The 17,545-nt window shown below is 56.3% G+C and carries 19 protein-coding genes and 2 pseudogenes; 10 read left to right on the plus strand and 11 right to left on the minus strand.

The window, feature by feature from the left end; genetic code table 11:
- From ACR0LZ_RS16185 to mnmA, 3 genes and pseudogenes are all read right to left on the minus strand, one after another.
- A pseudogene (locus tag ACR0LZ_RS16185) lies at positions 1-331 on the minus strand (transposase); the annotation flags it as partial.
- A gap of 67 nt (positions 332-398) precedes the next feature.
- Positions 399-626: pseudogene (locus ACR0LZ_RS16190) on the minus strand (IS6 family transposase); the annotation flags it as partial.
- Between the two features lie 144 nt (positions 627-770).
- On the minus strand, positions 771-1,916 hold the full coding sequence (gene mnmA / locus ACR0LZ_RS16195) for a tRNA 2-thiouridine(34) synthase MnmA (RefSeq protein WP_480750866.1): 1,146 nt from the start codon (positions 1,914-1,916) through the stop codon (positions 771-773).
- A gap of 133 nt (positions 1,917-2,049) precedes the next feature.
- Here mnmA and sciP point away from each other — a divergent pair, with 133 nt between their 5' ends.
- From sciP to ACR0LZ_RS16220, 5 genes are all read left to right on the plus strand, one after another.
- Positions 2,050-2,340: a CtrA inhibitor SciP gene (sciP, locus tag ACR0LZ_RS16200; RefSeq protein WP_480750998.1), complete on the plus strand. Its 291-nt coding sequence runs from the start codon at positions 2,050-2,052 to the stop codon at positions 2,338-2,340.
- 86 nt (positions 2,341-2,426) lie between these two features.
- Positions 2,427-3,143: a response regulator transcription factor CtrA gene (gene ctrA, locus ACR0LZ_RS16205; protein WP_480750867.1), complete on the plus strand. Its 717-nt coding sequence runs from the start codon at positions 2,427-2,429 to the stop codon at positions 3,141-3,143.
- A 122-nt stretch (positions 3,144-3,265) separates the two neighbouring features.
- Positions 3,266-5,392, plus strand: a complete 2,127-nt coding sequence (gene ligA, locus ACR0LZ_RS16210; RefSeq protein ID WP_480750868.1) for an NAD-dependent DNA ligase LigA — start codon at positions 3,266-3,268, stop codon at positions 5,390-5,392.
- Positions 5,389-7,479, plus strand: a complete 2,091-nt coding sequence (recG, locus tag ACR0LZ_RS16215) for an ATP-dependent DNA helicase RecG (protein ID WP_480750869.1) — start codon at positions 5,389-5,391, stop codon at positions 7,477-7,479. The genes ligA and recG overlap by 4 nt, the downstream gene beginning before the upstream one ends.
- Before the next feature lie 110 nt (positions 7,480-7,589).
- On the plus strand, positions 7,590-7,712 hold the full coding sequence (locus ACR0LZ_RS16220) for a hypothetical protein (protein WP_480750870.1): 123 nt from the start codon (positions 7,590-7,592) through the stop codon (positions 7,710-7,712).
- Positions 7,713-7,897: 185 nt separating this feature from the next.
- Here the strand turns inward: ACR0LZ_RS16220 and ACR0LZ_RS16225 are convergent, their stop codons facing one another.
- Both ACR0LZ_RS16225 and ACR0LZ_RS16230 read right to left on the minus strand, forming a co-directional pair.
- Complete coding sequence (locus ACR0LZ_RS16225) at positions 7,898-8,536, minus strand: MarC family protein (RefSeq protein ID WP_480750871.1); 639 nt, start codon at positions 8,534-8,536, stop codon at positions 7,898-7,900.
- Between the two features lie 56 nt (positions 8,537-8,592).
- Entirely contained in the window at positions 8,593-9,045 is a 453-nt protein-coding gene (locus ACR0LZ_RS16230) for an iron-sulfur cluster assembly scaffold protein (protein ID WP_480750872.1), read from the minus strand.
- Positions 9,046-9,112: 67 nt separating this feature from the next.
- On the opposite strand from ACR0LZ_RS16230, the gene hisI reads away from it, so the two are divergent.
- Entirely contained in the window at positions 9,113-9,472 is a 360-nt protein-coding gene (gene hisI / locus ACR0LZ_RS16235; RefSeq protein ID WP_480750873.1) for a phosphoribosyl-AMP cyclohydrolase, read from the plus strand.
- Between the two features lie 2 nt (positions 9,473-9,474).
- Here hisI and gluQRS read toward each other — a convergent pair whose 3' ends face one another.
- From gluQRS to ACR0LZ_RS16255, 4 genes are all read right to left on the minus strand, one after another.
- Positions 9,475-10,320: a tRNA glutamyl-Q(34) synthetase GluQRS gene (gene gluQRS / locus ACR0LZ_RS16240; protein ID WP_480750874.1), complete on the minus strand. Its 846-nt coding sequence runs from the start codon at positions 10,318-10,320 to the stop codon at positions 9,475-9,477.
- Entirely contained in the window at positions 10,317-10,931 is a 615-nt protein-coding gene (locus tag ACR0LZ_RS16245; protein WP_480750875.1) for a class I SAM-dependent DNA methyltransferase, read from the minus strand. Before ACR0LZ_RS16245 ends, gluQRS begins: the two co-directional genes overlap by 4 nt.
- Positions 10,932-10,968: 37 nt before the next feature.
- Positions 10,969-12,309: a methylenetetrahydrofolate--tRNA-(uracil(54)-C(5))-methyltransferase (FADH(2)-oxidizing) TrmFO gene (gene trmFO, locus ACR0LZ_RS16250; protein ID WP_480750876.1), complete on the minus strand. Its 1,341-nt coding sequence runs from the start codon at positions 12,307-12,309 to the stop codon at positions 10,969-10,971.
- A gap of 267 nt (positions 12,310-12,576) precedes the next feature.
- A complete protein-coding gene (locus ACR0LZ_RS16255; protein WP_480750877.1) occupies positions 12,577-13,362 on the minus strand; it encodes an enoyl-CoA hydratase in 786 nt (261 codons plus the stop codon).
- A 58-nt stretch (positions 13,363-13,420) separates the two neighbouring features.
- Here ACR0LZ_RS16255 and ACR0LZ_RS16260 point away from each other — a divergent pair, with 58 nt between their 5' ends.
- Entirely contained in the window at positions 13,421-13,864 is a 444-nt protein-coding gene (locus ACR0LZ_RS16260; RefSeq protein ID WP_480750878.1) for a PaaI family thioesterase, read from the plus strand.
- 63 nt (positions 13,865-13,927) lie between these two features.
- Here the strand turns inward: ACR0LZ_RS16260 and ACR0LZ_RS16265 are convergent, their stop codons facing one another.
- Positions 13,928-14,155, minus strand: a complete 228-nt coding sequence (locus ACR0LZ_RS16265; RefSeq protein WP_480750879.1) for a DUF1127 domain-containing protein — start codon at positions 14,153-14,155, stop codon at positions 13,928-13,930.
- A 100-nt stretch (positions 14,156-14,255) separates the two neighbouring features.
- Between ACR0LZ_RS16265 and ACR0LZ_RS16270 the strand changes: the two genes are divergently transcribed.
- Positions 14,256-15,659 carry an aminotransferase-like domain-containing protein gene (locus ACR0LZ_RS16270; RefSeq protein ID WP_480750880.1) on the plus strand — a complete coding sequence of 468 codons (1,404 nt, stop codon included), beginning with the start codon at positions 14,256-14,258 and terminating at the stop codon, positions 15,657-15,659.
- 23 nt (positions 15,660-15,682) lie between these two features.
- On the opposite strand, the gene ACR0LZ_RS16275 is transcribed toward ACR0LZ_RS16270, so the two are convergent.
- A complete protein-coding gene (locus tag ACR0LZ_RS16275; protein WP_480750881.1) occupies positions 15,683-16,225 on the minus strand; it encodes a hypothetical protein in 543 nt (180 codons plus the stop codon).
- Between the two features lie 310 nt (positions 16,226-16,535).
- Here ACR0LZ_RS16275 and rplM point away from each other — a divergent pair, with 310 nt between their 5' ends.
- Positions 16,536-16,994: a 50S ribosomal protein L13 gene (gene rplM, locus ACR0LZ_RS16280; protein ID WP_480750882.1), complete on the plus strand. Its 459-nt coding sequence runs from the start codon at positions 16,536-16,538 to the stop codon at positions 16,992-16,994.
- 6 nt (positions 16,995-17,000) lie between these two features.
- A complete protein-coding gene (rpsI, locus tag ACR0LZ_RS16285; RefSeq protein ID WP_480750883.1) occupies positions 17,001-17,483 on the plus strand; it encodes a 30S ribosomal protein S9 in 483 nt (160 codons plus the stop codon).
- The last annotated feature ends 62 nt before the right edge of the window (positions 17,484-17,545 follow it).

Below are 17,545 nucleotides of genomic sequence, written 5' to 3' on the forward strand. Positions count from 1 at the left end.
ACACCCAGCTCCTGACGCACATGGTCAATGCATTTACGGCGACGTGAAGGGCTCAGAAGTTTCCCCGTGCCGCCTCGGTCAGAATGAGTTTGTCCAGCGTCAGATCGGAAATCGCCCGCCTCAGGCGCTGGTTCTCCTTCTCCAGTTCTTTCAACCGTTTGAGCTGAGCACGGCCCATCCCGCCATACAGTTTGCGCCACCGATAATCGGTCTGCTGCGTTACGCCGATCTGACGCACCGCCTCCGCTATCGTCATGCCTTGTCCTTGCAGACCTTCAACCTGCCGAAGCTTCGATACGATCTCTTCAGGCTTCTCACGCTTTCCAGCCATCGCTGATCCTCCAAATTGCGGGACAATCTATCCCAGTTGGTGGACCACTTTCAGGGGGCTACTCCACATCCATGCGCCAGGTTTCCGCTGTCTTGATCTTCCTTTTCGGCGCTATCTGATCGATCTGAGGGGAGTACTTCACGACCCAGCGGTTCAGCGTCGCATGATCAACCGACACGCCACGTTCCGCCAAAATCTCTTCCAAGTCACGGTGCAGGACGCCGCCCCGGACATGGAAATAGACCGCGAACAAGATGACCGATTGCGGAAAGTGTGCACCTTTGACGTCGATCATTGGCATTCCTGAACAGTGCCGCGGTCAAACCAACAGTCGGATCAAACCGCGCGAAGGTGCAATACGCCGGCCAGAGTTTGCGACAGATCCGGAAACGCTGAAAAGGACCACACCGGGTCAGTCCTCAGCGGGAACTTACGCAATTCAATAACCGCGCCAGATCCAACCGCCGCCAAAGATGCGGCTGCCGCCCGTTTCATAAAATACACAGGCTTGTCCGGGTGAAATTCCTTCCTCGGGCGTCAATAGTTCGACTTCGGCGGTCGTGCCCGAAAGCGGGCGCAGGATGGCTTCTCGTGGTGGGCGGGTCGACCGGACCTTGACGGACATATGCCATTCAGAGCGCGAAGTGAAAGGGTCATCGCCAAGCCAGTTGATTTCCCGCACGGGTACAGTGCGGGTTGCAAGCAGGTCTTTCGGGCCAACCACCACGTGTTTTTTGTCCACGTCAAGTCGGACCACATAAAGTGGCTCTTCAAGTCCGCCAATTCCCAAGCCTCTGCGCTGGCCGATCGTATAGTGGATAACACCGTTGTGCTGGCCCAGCGCTCGCCCGTCGGCATGGACAATCTCGCCCGGTTCTGCTGCTCCGGGGCGGAGTTTCTCGATCACACTTGCATAATTTCCATTTGGAACGAAACAGATGTCCTGACTGTCCGGTTTATCCGCAACCGCCAGACCATATTGCGCCGCCATTTCCCGTGTCGCGTTCTTTGATGGCAGATGCCCCAGCGGAAATCGCAGAAAGTCCAACTGTTCCGGCGTGGTGGAAAAAAGGAAATAGGATTGGTCCCTGTTTGCGTCTTCGGCGCAATGAAGCTCTGCACCTCCGGGTCCCATCTTGCGTTGAATATAGTGGCCGGTTGCCATGCAATCGGCTTCAAGATCTTTTGCCGTCTCCAGCAAATCCTTGAACTTTACCCGTTCGTTGCAACGAATGCAGGGCACCGGCGTAGCCCCAGCCAGGTAACTGTCGGCGAATTCGTCGATGACGGCGTCTTTGAAAATGTTCTCATAGTCGAGAACATAGTGCGGAAATCCACGTTCCTCGGCTACACGGCGGGCGTCATGGATATCGATCCCGGCGCAGCACGCGCCCTTTTTGGCCAAAGCTGCACCGTGGTCATATAGCTGGAGTGTCACGCCGACGACGTCATAGCCCTGATCTGCCAGAGAGGCTGCAACTACGGAGCTGTCCACGCCGCCGGACATCGCGACCACAACACGAGTCTCCGAAGGCGGTTTGGCAAAGCCAAGAGAGTTGAGTGGGGTCTCGTGATCCAGAGCCATCAGAGCAATTCCAGTCCGGGTTTAGAAAGACCGGCAGAATATAGGAAAATCCTAGATACTCTCAAGAGGCGGTTTCACCTGAAGTTAAGTAGGCTGGGAAAAACTGGTGTATGACCAGATTGAGGAGCAGGCGATGTATTTGCATAAAGTCCAAGGTCCGCGTTCCGTTACCTTGCCGGATGGATCGATTCTGTCACGCGCTGACTTGCCGCCCGACGATACAACGCGCTGGGTCGCGTCCAGGAAAGCTATGGTCGTGCGTGCTGTCTTATATGGCCTCGTTACCATGTCCGAAGCGCAAAAGAAATACGGCCTGAGTGATGAGGAAATGAAAGGCTGGATTGCCGCAATTGCCGATCACGGAATCGACGCGTTGAAAGTGACAGCAATCAAAAAATATAGACAACCTAAAGGAGAGAGATAATATTAAAATCATCAGTAACGAGAGATTAACCATTCTTGATCAGGTTCGGTTTGAAGTTGGAGCAAGATTGAAGCGGAGAGATAGTAATGCGCATACTACTTGTTGAGGATGATCCTACGACCTCTAAAAGTATCGAGCTGATGCTGACGCATGCGAATCTGAATGTCTATGCCACCGATCTCGGGGAAGAGGGGATCGATCTGGCCAAGCTTTATGATTACGATCTTATTCTTTTGGATTTGAACTTGCCGGATATGACCGGGCACGAAGTTCTTCGTCAGTTGCGTATAGCTCGGGTGGAGACGCCAATTCTGATCTTGTCAGGAGCGGATGACACGGAAAGCAAAATCAAAGGCTTCGGGTTTGGCGCTGACGACTATCTGACCAAACCGTTTCATCGGGAAGAATTGGTGGCGCGTATCCACGCCATTATTCGCCGCTCCAAGGGGCATTCCCAATCGATTATCCGAACGGGGCGGGTTTCAGTCAACTTGGACGCAAAGACTGTCGAGGTAGATGAAAAGTCGGTTCATCTGACTGGCAAGGAATATCAAATGTTGGAATTGCTGAGTTTGCGAAAAGGAACCACCCTGACCAAGGAGATGTTTCTTAACCATCTTTATGGTGGGATGGACGAGCCGGAGTTGAAAATCATCGATGTATTCATTTGCAAGCTGCGCAAGAAGCTGAGCAATGCGACCGGTGGAGAAAACTATATCGAAACGGTTTGGGGGCGCGGTTACGTCCTGCGCGATCCGCAAACCAAACCGCTCGACAATGTCAGATTGGCTGTCAACGCCTGAACGTTTGAAAATACCGTCCCGGAGGTCCCGGACGGAAACGCCACTCACGACACGGCACATCTGGACCTGAACATGGCCTCGCCCTATCACTGGTGATCAAGATCGACCAACAGGGCGGGGCCATGAACGACACTCTACCGGTGGAAAAATTGACCCGGGCTCAGGCCCAGGAAGAACTGGCGCGTCTTTCGGCCCTGTTACACCGGGCGAACGAACTCTATCATGTTCTCGACGCACCAGAGATTTCCGATGCGGAATACGATGCTCTAAAGCGCCGCAATTCGGAAATCGAAGCCCGGTTCCCGGGGCTCAAGCGTATGGACAGCCCGACTGAGTTGATCGGCGCGAGGGCAAGCGACGGGTTTGCCAAGGTTACCCACGCGGTTCGGATGCTGTCACTGGGAAATGCGTTCGACGACGACGATGTGACAGATTTCGACCGTTCAATCCGAAAATACCTCGGATTAGGTGACGAGACGTTACTCAGCTATACTGCGGAACCAAAGATAGACGGGCTGTCCTTGTCCTTGCGCTATGAGAACGGAGACCTGGTTCAGGCTGCAACGCGGGGTGATGGAGAGATCGGTGAAAATGTCACTGCGAATGCCCGGACGGTCCCGGACATCCCGCACCGACTGAACGGTGCTCCCGCCGTTCTTGAAGTGCGAGGTGAAGTCTACATGTCGCATGCCGATTTCGAGGCGCTCAATGCGCGTCAGGCGGAAGTCGGGGGCAAGCTTTTTGCCAACCCACGCAACGCAGCCGCCGGGTCGCTGCGGCAACTGGATGCCGAGATCACGCGCGCACGCCCCTTGCAGTTCTTTGCCTATTCCTGGGGTGAGGTGTCTAAACCACTGGGCGATACTCAGATGCGCGCAATTGGACGGTTGGATCAGTTGGGGTTTCAAATCAACCCGTTGACCCGACTTTGTGAAACGACCAAGGACATGATTGCGCACTACCGCGAGATCGAGGCGCAGCGGGCGACCTTGGGTTACGATATCGACGGTGTGGTCTATAAGATTAATGATTTTTCCCTGCAGGCGCGATTGGGATTCCGTTCGACAACACCCCGTTGGGCGATTGCGCACAAATTCCCTGCTGAACTCGCTTGGACCCGATTGGAATCAATCGACATTCAGGTAGGCCGGACCGGCGCTCTCAGCCCAGTGGCGCGCCTGTCACCGGTGACGGTTGGCGGTGTAGTTGTCTCGAACGCAACATTGCACAACGAAGACTACATTGCCGGTCGGGATGCCAAGGGAGGATCCATTCGCGGTGGCAAGGACATTCGCGAGGGGGATTGGGTGCAGGTCTACCGCGCGGGAGACGTGATTCCCAAAGTGGCAGATGTCGATCTTGCCAAACGTCCGGCCGGGGCCGAGCCTTTTGTTTTTCCGCTCAAGTGTCCGGAATGTGGCAGCGACGCAATCCGCGAGGACGGGGATGCAGTCCGCCGCTGTGTGGGGGGTATAATTTGCCCTGCACAAGCCGTCGAAAAGCTGAAGCATTTTGTTTCGCGCAAGGCGTTTGACATCGAGGGGCTAGGGGCCAAGCAGATTGAAATGTTTTACGACGATCCCGATTTGCCGGTGAAAACTCCGGTCGACATCTTCACGCTGCACGATCGGGATGCGGCCAACCTGACCAAACTCGCCAAGCGAAAAGGTTGGGGTGCACAGAGTGCCGCAAACCTCTGGGCGGCGATTGATGAAAAACGTACCATACCCTTCGGACGCCTATTGTTTGCCCTGGGTATCCGGCATGTCGGCGAGGCAGCGTCGAACTTGATTGCCAACCACTACAGCACCTGGCCGGAGTTCGAGCGTTCGATTACTGCGGCCGCTGGTTTCGAGGGACCGGATTGGGAAAACCTGTTGAGCATTGACGGTGTCGGAGAGGTCATGGCGCGGGCGCTGGTCTCGGCCTTTGCACAACCGGCAGAGCGTGAAACCATCGATGCTCTGGTGGCCCAGCTTACGGTGTTGGATGCGAAACGCCCCGATACATCCGGCAGCCCCGTAGCCGGGAAAACTGTGGTGTTTACCGGCACTTTGGAAAAGATGACACGTGCCGAAGCCAAAGCGCGGGCCGAAGCGCTGGGGGCTAAGGTTGCCGGATCGGTCAGCAAGAAAACGGATCTGCTTGTCGCCGGGCCCGGTGCCGGATCAAAGGCAAAAAAAGCCGCCGAACTCGGTATCGAGACGCTGGACGAAGACGGTTGGCTGCAGCTGATCGAAAGCGCATGAAGGGGCGACCAGAACAGCTTTTCCCGCTTTTTGCCGGGGTGGAGACGCTGGAAGGAGTGGGGCCGAAAACAGCGCAGCTTTTCGGCCATCTCGACATCGAGACGCCGAGGGATCTGTTGTTTTCCTTGCCTTATGCCGTAGTTGACCGTCGGCGCCGGGATACGATCAAAGGGGCAGAGTTCCCGTCTACGCTGACTGTTGAAATCACAGTGGGCGCGCATCGGCCTCCACGAACCAAGGGAGGAGCCTACCGAATCCATGTCGAGGATTCACAAACAGATTTTCAACTGGTCTTCTTTCATGCCCGCGGTGACTATCTGAAAAAGATCCTTCCCCAAGGTGCGCGCCGCGTCGTGTCAGGCAAGCTGGAACTGTTCGACGGCATGGCGCAAATGGTGCACCCGGATCATATATTGCCGGTAGAAGAGGCAGACGATATTCCGGATTTCGAACCGGTTTATCACCTTACGCAGGGTGTGACGCAAAAGACGGCCTTCAAGGCCGCGCAAAGTGCTTTGGCGCGGACACCGGACCTGTCGGAATGGATTGATCCGGCTCAGTTGGCCAAGGAGGGCTGGCCCAACTGGCAGGCGGCAATAAGGGCAGCACATGAACCCAGCGGGCTGGATGACGTGGTTCCCACCGCTCCGGCCCGCGCACGGCTGGCCTATGACGAATTGCTTGCTCATCAGTTGACTTTGGCGCTTGCCCGTCAGCGCGAGCGAAAGTCGCGCGGATTGATCAGTGTCGGAACAGGCATTCTGCAATCCAAGGTTTTGGGCAGTCTCCCGTACCGGCCTACAGGCGCGCAAGTGCGAGCCATGGAAGAAATCGCCGCAGACATGGCTGCACCAACTCGCATGAACCGTCTGTTGCAGGGGGACGTCGGGGCAGGCAAGACCCTGGTGGCGTTCATGGCGTTGTTGCTCGCGGTCGAGGCGGGCGGGCAAGGCGTAATGATGGCTCCGACCGAGATTCTTGCCCGGCAACATCTCGAAGGGTTGCGCCCATTGGCAGAAGACGCCGGCGTGGTGCTGGAGATCCTGACCGGTCGTGACAAAGGGGCAGAGCGCAAGGCCAAACTGGAGGCGCTCAAACGAGGTGACATTCACATTCTTGTCGGTACACACGCCGTGTTCCAAGGCGACGTGGCGTTTCATGATCTTCGCCTCGCCATCGTCGACGAGCAGCATCGATTTGGTGTACGGCAACGGATGGAACTGGCAGAAAAGGGTGTCGCGGCAGATGTTCTGGTGATGACCGCAACGCCCATTCCGCGCAGCCTTGCACTTGCGCAGTACGGCGACATGGATGTTTCGGTTCTGGACGAAAAGCCACCGGGACGGAAGCCGATCAAAACGGCCATCATCAGTACCCAACGGCTGGACGATGTGGTGGACCACTTGCGCCGAGCCATTGCCGAAGGCCGCCAATGCTACTGGGTGTGTCCACTTGTTGACGAATCCGAAGTATCGGACCTGACCGCGGCCGAAGACCGCTTCAAACGTCTGCGTGCGGTGTTGGGCGATGGCGTGGTCGGGTTGGTGCATGGTCAAATGCCGCCAGCCGAAAAGGACGAGGCGATGGCCGCGTTTCAGGGGGGTGACACCAAGGTACTGGTGGCAACCACGGTGATCGAAGTTGGGGTGAACGTCCCGAATGCGTCTATCATGGTAATAGAGCGGGCCGAGATATTCGGCCTCGCACAATTGCATCAACTTCGCGGTCGTGTTGGACGTGGCGAGGCCGACTCGACCTGTTTGCTCATGTATCAGTCACCGCTGAGCGAAGGCGGCCGCAGACGTCTGGAGGTTCTGCGCGAGACTGAAGATGGATTCAGGATTGCCGAAACGGACCTGCAAATGCGCGGCGCCGGAGATCTGATCGGAACCGCACAATCGGGGCTTCCCAAGTTCCGGATCGCGGACCTTGAGCGTCAAGCCGGCTTGATGGCGGTTGCGCAATCTGACGCTCGTTCGCTCCTGTTTTCAGACCCAGACTTGACGTCGGAACGGGGCAGGGCAGCTCGTGTTCTTTTGTGGCTGATGAAACAGGATCAGGCGATCCGTTTGATTTCAGTGGGTTAGGCCAGAAATCCCTTAAAGTTCACAAATGTTCTCAAAAAGTTCTTTACAGACCCGATGAAAAATGAGAACAAAAGGTCAACAAAGGATTAAACCTGACCGGAGGTGAGAGCATGCTGAAGCAGATCAAGACTGCATTGAACCGTTCGCAGGAAACGCTGCTGCAAGACGCTGTTGGCGCCGCTTCCCTGGTTGTGATGCTGATGGTTGCGCTCCACCTGCCCGGAGGTTTCTGACCCTTTCTGCCTGCGATCTCGTGCCGGCCGCCTGCATCTTTATCCCCATTTGGATGCCTGGGTAACGACCTGTCCCAAGACCCTTGAGAGGCCATGCCTCGGCCTCGAACTGGCTATCCGGATCCCTCGCGAGACACGCACAACCTGCCGCCGCCCTCTCCGCCCGGGAGGAGCGGCGGTTTTTTTCAAAGCTGGCCGGTCTCGAAGATATCAAGAAGAGCTGACAAAACGGAATGAGCGGCGACCGACGCCAAGATCATCCCCATCACGCGACTGACAATGGCCGATCCTGCGTGGCCGATCAGGCGAATGATCGGATCGGCCAAGAGCATCATGACGAACGCAATGGCGATCACCGTCAGCATGACCGCCGCCGTGATGGTTTGGTCGGCAACGCCGAACCTTGTGTTGTCGGTGAGGATGACAATGGCGAGCATTGCACCGGGAGAGGCAAGGGAAGGCACGGCAAGTGGGAATATGGCGGGATTTGGTTTCTGGATTTCCTCGGCGGTCTCTTCCTCTATCTGGCGCCGATCCGAGTTTGCCTTGCTCTCTCCAAAGATCATGGTGAGAGCGAACAGGAAAAGAATGATTCCACCTGCGACCTGGAACGAATTCAACCCTATATCTAGAGCTTCGATCAGCAATTGACCGAAGATCAGAAAAAACAACAGGACCCCTGCACTCACAAGGGCGGCTTGAAAAGCGGCCCATTGGCGCGCTCTGGCATCCAGCATTGCGGTCACGGCCACAAAAACAGGGATCGTACCAATGGGGTCGATAACCACCCAAAGGGTGACAAACGTCTCGAGAAGATCCGACATGAACTCCACCAACAAACTGGCCGCAGACTAGGCCGGTTTGTTCGCAAAATCCATGTTCATGCGCAATTGGCTTGCTCTGCCTTTGCCATTGCTTCTGCCGTGGCATCCAAAACCAAAAGGATTGAAGCGTGGCGATTTTTATAGTCGCGAGCTGGCATCAATACCTCCAGCCCATCAAAAGGGGCATCTGGTGCAGGTCCGTCGTTCTTGAGCATCGCCTTGAGTTGATCTCGGGCGGCTTCAACTTGTTGTCGCGTCGCGCCGATAATGGCGCCCCCTACGACCGATGCCGATGCCTGTCCCAATGCGCACGCTTTTACGTCCTGCCCAAAATTGATGATTTTGCCGTCTTCGACCTTGATGTCGACTGTCACGGTTGATCCACAAAGGGGCGAACGCTTCTTGACTGTTGCGTCCGGGTGTTCCAGCCGTTCGAGATGCGGAATATCCGCCGCGAGCGCCAGTATGCGGCCGGAATAAAGCTTGATCAGATCGGTCTCGCCGGACATGGGTTTCCCTCGTGGTCTGTTCCCCATACATAGTGGCCGTGCTCCGGGATGCAAAAGGTTTTTGTCCATGATGTTCGATCCTTCTTCGCTGAAATACAACGATGCCGGCCTTGTTCCTGCAATAGCCCAGGATGAGGCATCAGGCGAAGTTCTGATGATGGCCTGGATGAATGCTGAGGCAGTTGCGAAGACGCTGGAAACAGGTCGCGTGACCTATTGGTCCCGATCGCGTCAGGCCTTCTGGGTCAAGGGTGAAAGTTCCGGCCACGTGCAGGAATTGGTGGATTTTCAGGTCGATTGCGATCGAGATTGCTTGTTGGTGAAGGTCCGACAGACCGGCCCAGCCTGCCACACCAACCGGCGGAGCTGTTTCTATGTCGCGGTTCGGAACGGTGAAGAAGTGGAGTTGATGGCACCCGAGGCCTGACCTCAAAGCCCGACCAAGGCCCGGATATCTTCCGGAGTCGCGCCGTCGTCGCGAAATTTCCCTATTGCTCGGGCATCATCACGCTTGGCCAGACGTTTGCCGAACTCATCACGGATCAGGCGGTGATGGTGATAGATCGGTGTTGGAACGCCCAAAAGTGTTTGCAAAAGAACGTGAATCCGGGTGGCTTCGAACAGATCCTCGCCCCTTGTGACATGAGTGATCTGTTGATCTGCATCGTCGACAACGACCGACAGGTGATAGGAGCTTCCCATGTTGCGCCTAACAAGGATGATGTCGCCAACACCAGCCAACAGGATGTCCGGTTCAAGTCGATGCAAACCGGTATGTTGCGGGCCGGTTTCCTGAAATGAACGACGATCAGTGCACGCCAGCGCCTTTGAGATATCAAGACGCAGAACATCATCGGGCCCGGTCTCCGAAATGGGTCGCGCGCGGCAAGTCCCCGGATAGATCCGCCCGTCAGGTCCGAATTGCGGTACGCCTTCTTGTGGCGCGCCCGCTGCGGCCTCGATGTCCGTGCGATTGCAGCGGCAGGGATAGACCACACCCTTGGAAATCAGGTGTTCCAGAGCTTGCCTGTAACGGGGCAGTCTGCTGCTCTGGCGCATGACGGGTTCTGGCCATGACAAGCCTAGCCAAAGCAGGTCGTCATAGATTTGGGTTTCCCAGTGTAGCCGGGATCGCGAGGTATCGATATCCTCGATCCTCAACAGGAATGTACCACCATTGTCGTGGGCCATGTCTCGGGCGATCAGCGCAGAAAAGGCGTGTCCCAAATGCAGAGGTCCGGTAGGCGAAGGGGCAAAACGGGTCGTTATTGTCACGCTTTTTCAACAACGTATACTTCGGACTTCAGGTTCAATCCCGGAAGGTGCGTTCCATGTTCGCGGAACAATAGTCGTGCAGCACCCATATCAAGCCATTCGCTTAGGCGACCCGTATACGCACGATCCGCCAAAGCATGATCATTGAGCGAAAATGCGAGCAGACCACCCTTTGGCAACGCCTTCATGAGCAGGTCAAAAGTTGAAGGCGGAGCGGCGCCGACGCCCAGAACCCCGGCGGCGGTAATGGCCTTGTAAGATCCTTGAACGAGCGGGTTCGGATTGGTGATGTCGAAAGTTCTCAATTCGCGATAAACATTCTTGGCAGCCGCTCCCTCAAGCATCTTGGGGGTAGGATCCATGCCGTCGATGGTCTTGAATCCGACCCGTGACAAGGCAACGCCTGACAAACCTGTTCCGCATCCATAATCCAGAATCGGCGTGTCGGGTTCCGGGAGCTTCGACCAAAGCGCTTCAGCTATGCGGCTCGGTGTGACATAGCCGTTCTCTCCGATCTCCTCGTCATAGGTCGCGGCCCATTTCTGATAGTGCTCGCGCGTGGCCTCGGGCGACTGCAGATCGTAAGTGTTCTTCAGAAATTTCTCACTCATACCTAAACATTAGGCATGAGATTTCGCGTACGTCCAGTCAGGATTGCGCCAACCAATCCAGCCAGGCCGCTTTGGCCCGGTCAGTATAAGCCTTGTAACGATCCTTGCGGCCGCGGCGACCGCCTTTCAGACCGTCGACAAGGCGGAACAGGCCAAAATTCACGTTCATTGGCTGAAAGGTCTTGGCCTCGGCCCCGCCTGTAATGTGATGGATCAAGGCCCCCATCGCACTGTCCTGCGGAACTTGTGGAAGGTGATCGCCTAGGATTTCAGCTGCGGCGAATCGACCAGCCAAAAGACCCATGGCGGCGCTCTCGACATAGCCTTCGACGCCCGTGATTTGCCCGGCAAAGCGGATGTTTGGCTGCGATTTCAACCGCATCTCGGAGTCTAGCAACGTGGGTGAATTGATGAACGTGTTGCGGTGAATTCCACCTAGCCGCGCAAAGCTGGCGTTTTCCAAACCCGGGATCAAGCGAAACACGTCAGTCTGGGCGCCGTATTTCATCTTGGTTTGAAAGCCAACGATATTGAATAAAGTTCCCAGCGCATTGTCGCGACGCAGTTGAACAACCGCATAGGGCTTTACATCCGGGTGGTGCGGGTTTGTCAGGCCAACCGGCTTCATTGGCCCGTGGCGCAAAGTCTCGCGCCCGCGTTCCGCCATGACTTCGATTGGCAGGCAGCCATCAAAGTATCCTGCCGTTTCACCTTCATGAAACTCGGTTTTGTCTGCGTCCAGCAGCGCATCGATGAACGCTTCGTATTGATCGCGATCCATCGGACAGTTCAGGTACGCAGTGCGCTCCTCTTCGGTATCGCCCTTGTCATAGCGCGACTGCATCCATGCCTGCGACATGTCTATGCTGTCGGCATAGACAATGGGGGCAATGGCGTCAAAAAAGGCCAGCGACTCGGCACCGGTTTTCTCTCTGATCGACGCTCCAAGTGCGGGCGAGGTCAGGGGGCCGGTCGCAAATATCCATGTGCCGCTGCCGGGCACCGTTGTCACTTCCTCCTCAGAGATCGAGACGCGAGGATGCGCACGCAGCTTCGCCGTCACGGCCTCAGCAAACGGATCGCGATCAACGGCCAGGGCCCCGCCGGCCGGCAGGCGATGCGCGTCTGCCGTAGTCATTATCAGGCCGTTCGCCGCGCGCATTTCCCAATGCAAAAGGCCAACCGCGTTCTGTTCGTCGTCATCCGAGCGAAACGAGTTGGAACAAACCATCTCGGCCAGATTGCCGGTCTGATGCGCAAAAGTACCGACTTTGGGGCGCATTTCGTGGATGACCACATCAACGCCCATTTCCGCCGCCTGCCAGGCGGCCTCGGACCCGGCCATGCCGCCGCCAACGATATGTAATGTCTCAGTCATGCTGAGCCACATAGGGCAGGGCACCACTTAGTGCAACGCCAGAAAGCTTGTCGCGATTTTGGGGGGATTTGGGGTCGCCGGTACGGGAATGTCAACGCCGGTGAGAGAATCCGGCCTGGAGGGACCTTCCGCCTGCGGCGACCCAAAAGTGTCGGTCAGGTCTTTGCCTTACTTAATCCTTGCCACAATAAGACCGAACTTGAAAGCAAAATGAAGGGAAGGATCAGAAAGATATCAACAAGTTGAATCAATAAGGCCACCAGCGACCTATTGTGTCCAACTTGGGTCTCTTTTTTCGATAAATGCGGCAATTCCCTCTTCGGTGTCACGGTTGAGCATGTTTTCGACCATCACCTCGCCGGTATAGGCATAGGCTTGGTCGACAGGCATCGGGATTTGATGGTAAAACGCCTGCTTGCCGATCTTGACGGCACTCCCAAGTTTCGAAGCGACGAGTTCTGCGAGGTCCTGTGCCTGCTCTGCCAGCTCCTGTGCGGGAACAGCGCGGTTGATCAGGCCGAGTTCAGTCGCGCGTGCCGCATCGATAAACTGTCCGGTGGTCAGCATCTCAAATGCCTGCTTGCGGGGAATGTTCCGGCTGAGCGCCACCATGGGGGTAGAGCAGAACAGGCCGATATTTACGCCATTCACACCAAAGCGGGTACCGTCGGCCGCAATTGCCAGATCGCAGGTGGCCACAAGCTGACACCCTGCGGCTGTTGCGATCCCGTGTACCTGAGCGATCACGGGTTGCGGTACTTGCTGGATCGTCATCATTACGCGGGCGCACCGGTCGAAAAGATCCTTGAAGTACGCGCGCCCCTTGTCCTCGTTTTGGCGTCCTGCGGTCATCTGTTTCAGGTCGTGACCCGCGCAAAATGCCTTGCCCGCCCCCGACAGGATCACCGCGCGGATTTCCCTGGCCTGGTGCAACGCATCCAGTTCCATCTGTAGTGCCGCGAGCATTTCGTCACTCAGGGCGTTCAGCCGATCCGGCGCGTTAAGGCGTAAGTGCCGAACGGCGTCCGTGTCGTGACGTTCCAGAATTGCCATCTTGCTCTCCCCTCGTAAGTCGGGGCAACTCTAAGCACAGAAACGGAGGAGGGGAAGAATGTCGTTGGCAATGAACAAGGAAGAACTGGCGGATTACCTGGCCGAGGTGTTTCCGCAGGTCAAAGAGGATTTTGCCATCGACAATCTAACCGAGGAATCAGTGACTATGCGTCTTCTGACTGCCGAGCGGCATTTGCGCCCGGGCGGGACAGTGTCTGGGCCGTCAATGTTCGCTTTGGCGGATGTCAGTGTCTACGCGATAGTGCTTGCGCGCTTGGGGCGCATGGCGCTGGCTGTTACCACAAATTGCTCGATGGACTTCATGCGCAAACCGGACGGCGCCGCGCAAATGAGGGCCGAATGCCGGTTGCTCAAGCTTGGGCGCACCCTGGCCGTCGGGGATGTTCTCATGTTTTCGGAAGGCTCCGACAAGCCTGTTGCACGCGCAACGATGACCTATTCGATACCGCCCGCAGGGTCAGTTGCAGCCTCGGCGGGTTAAAAAAGGCCGGGGAACGTCCCCGGCCCAGGAAGAGGTCCCGAAATAACCGGGACTGGGGATAGTTTACAGCTGCCAGAATCGCAGGCTCGCCTCGCGACGGGACTGCATTCGCGTCAGCCCAACATCCTTGAGCAGCCTGTCGTCCAACCGGCTCAGGTTGATCCGGCTGCGGCGGCGTTGCTCCCAACGTGTCACGGTCGCGGCAAAACACACGGCCAGAGCAGCGATCAGCGGCAGCCGGGGGCTGGCGTTCAGCAGCGACAGGGCGGGGTTGTGCATTGCGCGTGTCATGACGGATGTCCTTTCCAAATTGTATTGACACAATATTAAGCTTATTGATACAAGTGCTTGATACATTCCGGAATCACCTAAAGGCAAAGGAAAGATTGTAATGAGTACAATTTGGACCGATGCGCTGCCTCAAACCCAAGGACCCAAGTATACACTGGTGGCCGACACCATCAGAAAAGCGATAGATTCAAAAGCTTTGGATGTAGGCGCCAAGTTGCCACCAGTCCGCGAACTGGCATTCAAACTGGGTATTACACCCGGAACTGTGGCGCGGGCCTATACGGTTCTAACGGATGAAGGTTTGCTTCAGGCCGAGGTGGGGCGCGGTACATTTGTCGCCCCTCCGAAATCTCCGATCATGGATGACGTTTGGTCCAGGCAACTGCATTTGCAAGAGGCGGAAAATGAAAGGCATGTCAGCCTGTTCAGTCCCCGGTTGGCGGACGTGGGGCAGGTGGCGCTTATACGAGAGTGCTTGAACAATGTGGCGCGGGCCGATCCGGCGATGTTCCTGAACTATCCAACGCGCGACGCATACCAACCCGCTCGTCAGGCGGTTGTGGATTGGCTGTCCGAACTGCCGCTCGGGCCTGTGACGTCCGACGATATCGTTTTGACGCATGGCGGTCAGAACGGTTTGTGCGTCGTGTTCCAGACGATTCTGAGTGGCCCGAAACCTGTTCTTCTGGTCGAAGACCTGTCTTATGCCGGGTTCCGGCGCGCCGGAGAGTTGATGCGTGCGGAAGTGATCGGGATCAGGATGGACAAATGGGGCATCAGCCCCGAAGCGATGGATCATGTCCTGCGTCAAACTTCGGCGCAGGCGGTTTGTGTATCTCCCGAAGTGCAGAACCCGACGGGCAGCCACTCTCCCCTGGAGCGGCGCAAGGAAATCGTCGCGGTTGCGCGCAAGTATGATCTGCAGATCATCGAGGATGACTGCTATCGGATGGGCGATGCGCGCGCGCCAAGCTATCGCGCTTTGTCCCCGGAACGAGGGTGGCATGTTTCGTCGATCTCGAAAACTTTGACACCCGCTTTGCGAGTCGGATTTGCAATCGCCCCAGAAGGGCGAAGTGGGGATTTGAGGCGGTCTGCCGAGTATGGTTACTTCGGGCTGGCCCAGCCACTGGTTGAATTGACAAGGCTGCTTCTCAGCGATCCTCGGACGCGTGATCTGGCCAACGAAATCAGGGCGCGTATGTCTGAATATGTCCGTGTAGCTGTGAATTCGCTCGGAGGGTTCGATCTGGTGTGGGATCCGCAAGTGCCGTTTGTTTGGCTGAGGTTGCCCTCGGGGTGGCGGTCAGCGGCGTTTACGCGAGCTGCCGAGCGGGAAGGAATACAGTTGCGCTCGGCAGACGAATTCGCTTTGCGGGATGGCCGTGCGCCGAACGCGGTGCGCATCGCCATGAACGCGCATGTTTCGCTGACACGGTTCGAAGAGGCAATGCTTCGGTTGCGCAAACTTCTGGACAACCCGCCAGAGCAAATTAGTGTTTGATCGGGCGGGTGTCTCGGGCGCAATTACTCTTTTTCGGTAAGAGGTATCCAAGCCGAAATATCGTTTGCGCCATAGCTCCAGCTATTTTGGCTGGCCGCAACACCTGCAGAGACTGCTGCTGCAATCAATCCTGCAACGGACGGGCCCGCGACTATCACGCCGTCAAGGGTAGGCTCAAACTTATAAGTAGCTTCGAGTGTTTCCGTGGCACATTTCATGCGAATTGTCGTCGGTCTACCTTTGAACTTGGGGACACGCACGATTGCCGGGGTAACAAATTTTGCCGAAATTTCAGCTGAATCTATTTCGCAAGCGACACCGGTTATTTCAGATTCGCTGGGGCTCTTTTGTTTTTGGTTGTGGGAGACTTCCTGAATGACTTCTGTACCATCGCCCTGAGAAAGGAATGTGCGTACAACTGGTTCGGTGTAGCCAAGGATCCTGCTATTGTTGATGCTGCTGTTTTTTACAGTCACTTGCACAGGTGGAGAAGTAATCGGAGCCCCGTTGGTGCACGCGGCTAAAAGCGCAGATCCTGCCAGAATTGCAAACACTCGGTATTTCATTGTTTTTCCTAGTAGTTATGTAGTTATTCTAAGTCTCCCCATGTCGAGATTTGGGGACATACGGTCAAGCGAGTAATGGGATTTTATTTCTCCATTGGCGGGTGCTGTTGCGAAACTGCTACTGAACTGCCCGGTCTCTAGCTTGCTAGGTGTGGGGTAAAATAGTACCTATTTTTTAAGGCATTAAAAACAAACAATTAAATGGATGTTGGCGCACTTGACGTGCAATCAATCCGCAAATAAAACCCGAGCATCGAATTCGGGCCGGCCCATTGGGTCGGTCTTTCACATCAAACAGGACTATCCTGCCATGAAAACCTTTTCTGCAACACCTGCAGACATCGACAAGAAGTGGATCCTGATCGACGCCGAGGGTGTTGTTCTGGGCCGTCTTGCCTCGATCGTCGCCATGCGCCTGCGTGGCAAGCACAAAGCGTCGTTCACCCCGAACATGGACATGGGCGACAATGTCATCGTGATCAACGCTGACAAAATCCAGATGACCGGCAAGAAGCGCGAAGAGCACTTCTATTGGCACACTGGCCACCCGGGGGGCATCAAGTCGCGCACCAAGCAGCAGATCCTTGAAGGCGCACACCCCGAGCGCGTCGTGACCCAGGCGGTCAAGCGCATGCTGCCGGGCAACCGTCTGGCGCGTCAGCAGATGACCAACCTGCGCGTTTACGCCGGTGCCGAGCATCCTCATGAGGCGCAAGCGCCCGAAGTTCTGGACGTGAAGTCCATGAACAAGAAAAACTCCCGGAGCTAATGACCGATGGCTGATCAGATCAATACTCTCGAAGAGCTGAGCGCCGTCGCAGGCGTTGAAACCCTGGTTGCAGACGAACCGCGAGAACCCGTTCGCGACGAGCTGGGCCGTTCATATGCTACTGGCAAGCGTAAAGACGCCGTTGCCCGCGTTTGGATCAAGCCGGGTTCCGGAAAGGTCACCGTGAATGGCAAAGATCAGGACGTCTATTTTGCACGCCCCGTTCTGCAGCTGATTCTGCGTCAGCCGTTCCAGGTTGCCGGTGTCGAAGGTGAATTTGACGTTGTCGCAACCGTCAAGGGCGGTGGCCTGACCGGTCAGGCCGGCGCGGTCAAGCACGGCATCTCGAAAGCCCTGCAGCTGTACGATCCGAACCTGCGTGGCGCACTGAAAGCCGCTGGCTTTCTGACCCGCGACAGCCGCGTTGTGGAACGTAAGAAATTCGGTAAGCGCAAGGCCCGCCGTTCGTTCCAATTCTCGAAGCGTTAATCTTCGGGTTCCAAGTTTCAAAAGGGCCGCGCCGGGTGCGCGGCCTTTTTTGTGCGATCTTT

The sequence above is a fragment of the Ruegeria sp. CI1 genome (genome assembly GCF_056536925.1).

Excerpts from the sequence above, each read along its gene's own strand:
- trmFO (WP_480750876.1), bottom strand. The coding sequence starts at position 12,309 with ATGACTGAGACATTACATATCGTTGGCGGCGGCATGGCCGGGTCCGAG.
- ACR0LZ_RS16260 (WP_480750878.1), top strand. The coding sequence starts at position 13,421 with ATGTCGTTGGCAATGAACAAGGAAGAACTGGCGGATTACCTGGCCGAG.
- ACR0LZ_RS16220 (WP_480750870.1), top strand. The coding sequence starts at position 7,590 with ATGCTGAAGCAGATCAAGACTGCATTGAACCGTTCGCAGGAAACGCTG.
- ACR0LZ_RS16225 (WP_480750871.1), bottom strand. The coding sequence starts at position 8,536 with ATGTCGGATCTTCTCGAGACGTTTGTCACCCTTTGGGTGGTTATCGAC.
- hisI (WP_480750873.1), top strand. The coding sequence starts at position 9,113 with ATGATGTTCGATCCTTCTTCGCTGAAATACAACGATGCCGGCCTTGTT.
- sciP (WP_480750998.1), top strand. The coding sequence starts at position 2,050 with ATGTATTTGCATAAAGTCCAAGGTCCGCGTTCCGTTACCTTGCCGGAT.
- ACR0LZ_RS16275 (WP_480750881.1), bottom strand. The coding sequence starts at position 16,225 with ATGAAATACCGAGTGTTTGCAATTCTGGCAGGATCTGCGCTTTTAGCC.
- ACR0LZ_RS16270 (WP_480750880.1), top strand. The coding sequence starts at position 14,256 with ATGAGTACAATTTGGACCGATGCGCTGCCTCAAACCCAAGGACCCAAG.
- mnmA (WP_480750866.1), bottom strand. The coding sequence starts at position 1,916 with ATGGCTCTGGATCACGAGACCCCACTCAACTCTCTTGGCTTTGCCAAA.
- ACR0LZ_RS16265 (WP_480750879.1), bottom strand. The coding sequence starts at position 14,155 with ATGACACGCGCAATGCACAACCCCGCCCTGTCGCTGCTGAACGCCAGC.
- ACR0LZ_RS16255 (WP_480750877.1), bottom strand. The coding sequence starts at position 13,362 with ATGGCAATTCTGGAACGTCACGACACGGACGCCGTTCGGCACTTACGC.
- rpsI (WP_480750883.1), top strand. The coding sequence starts at position 17,001 with ATGGCTGATCAGATCAATACTCTCGAAGAGCTGAGCGCCGTCGCAGGC.
- ACR0LZ_RS16245 (WP_480750875.1), bottom strand. The coding sequence starts at position 10,931 with ATGAGTGAGAAATTTCTGAAGAACACTTACGATCTGCAGTCGCCCGAG.
- rplM (WP_480750882.1), top strand. The coding sequence starts at position 16,536 with ATGAAAACCTTTTCTGCAACACCTGCAGACATCGACAAGAAGTGGATC.
- recG (WP_480750869.1), top strand. The coding sequence starts at position 5,389 with ATGAAGGGGCGACCAGAACAGCTTTTCCCGCTTTTTGCCGGGGTGGAG.
- ligA (WP_480750868.1), top strand. The coding sequence starts at position 3,266 with ATGAACGACACTCTACCGGTGGAAAAATTGACCCGGGCTCAGGCCCAG.
- ACR0LZ_RS16230 (WP_480750872.1), bottom strand. The coding sequence starts at position 9,045 with ATGTCCGGCGAGACCGATCTGATCAAGCTTTATTCCGGCCGCATACTG.
- ctrA (WP_480750867.1), top strand. The coding sequence starts at position 2,427 with ATGCGCATACTACTTGTTGAGGATGATCCTACGACCTCTAAAAGTATC.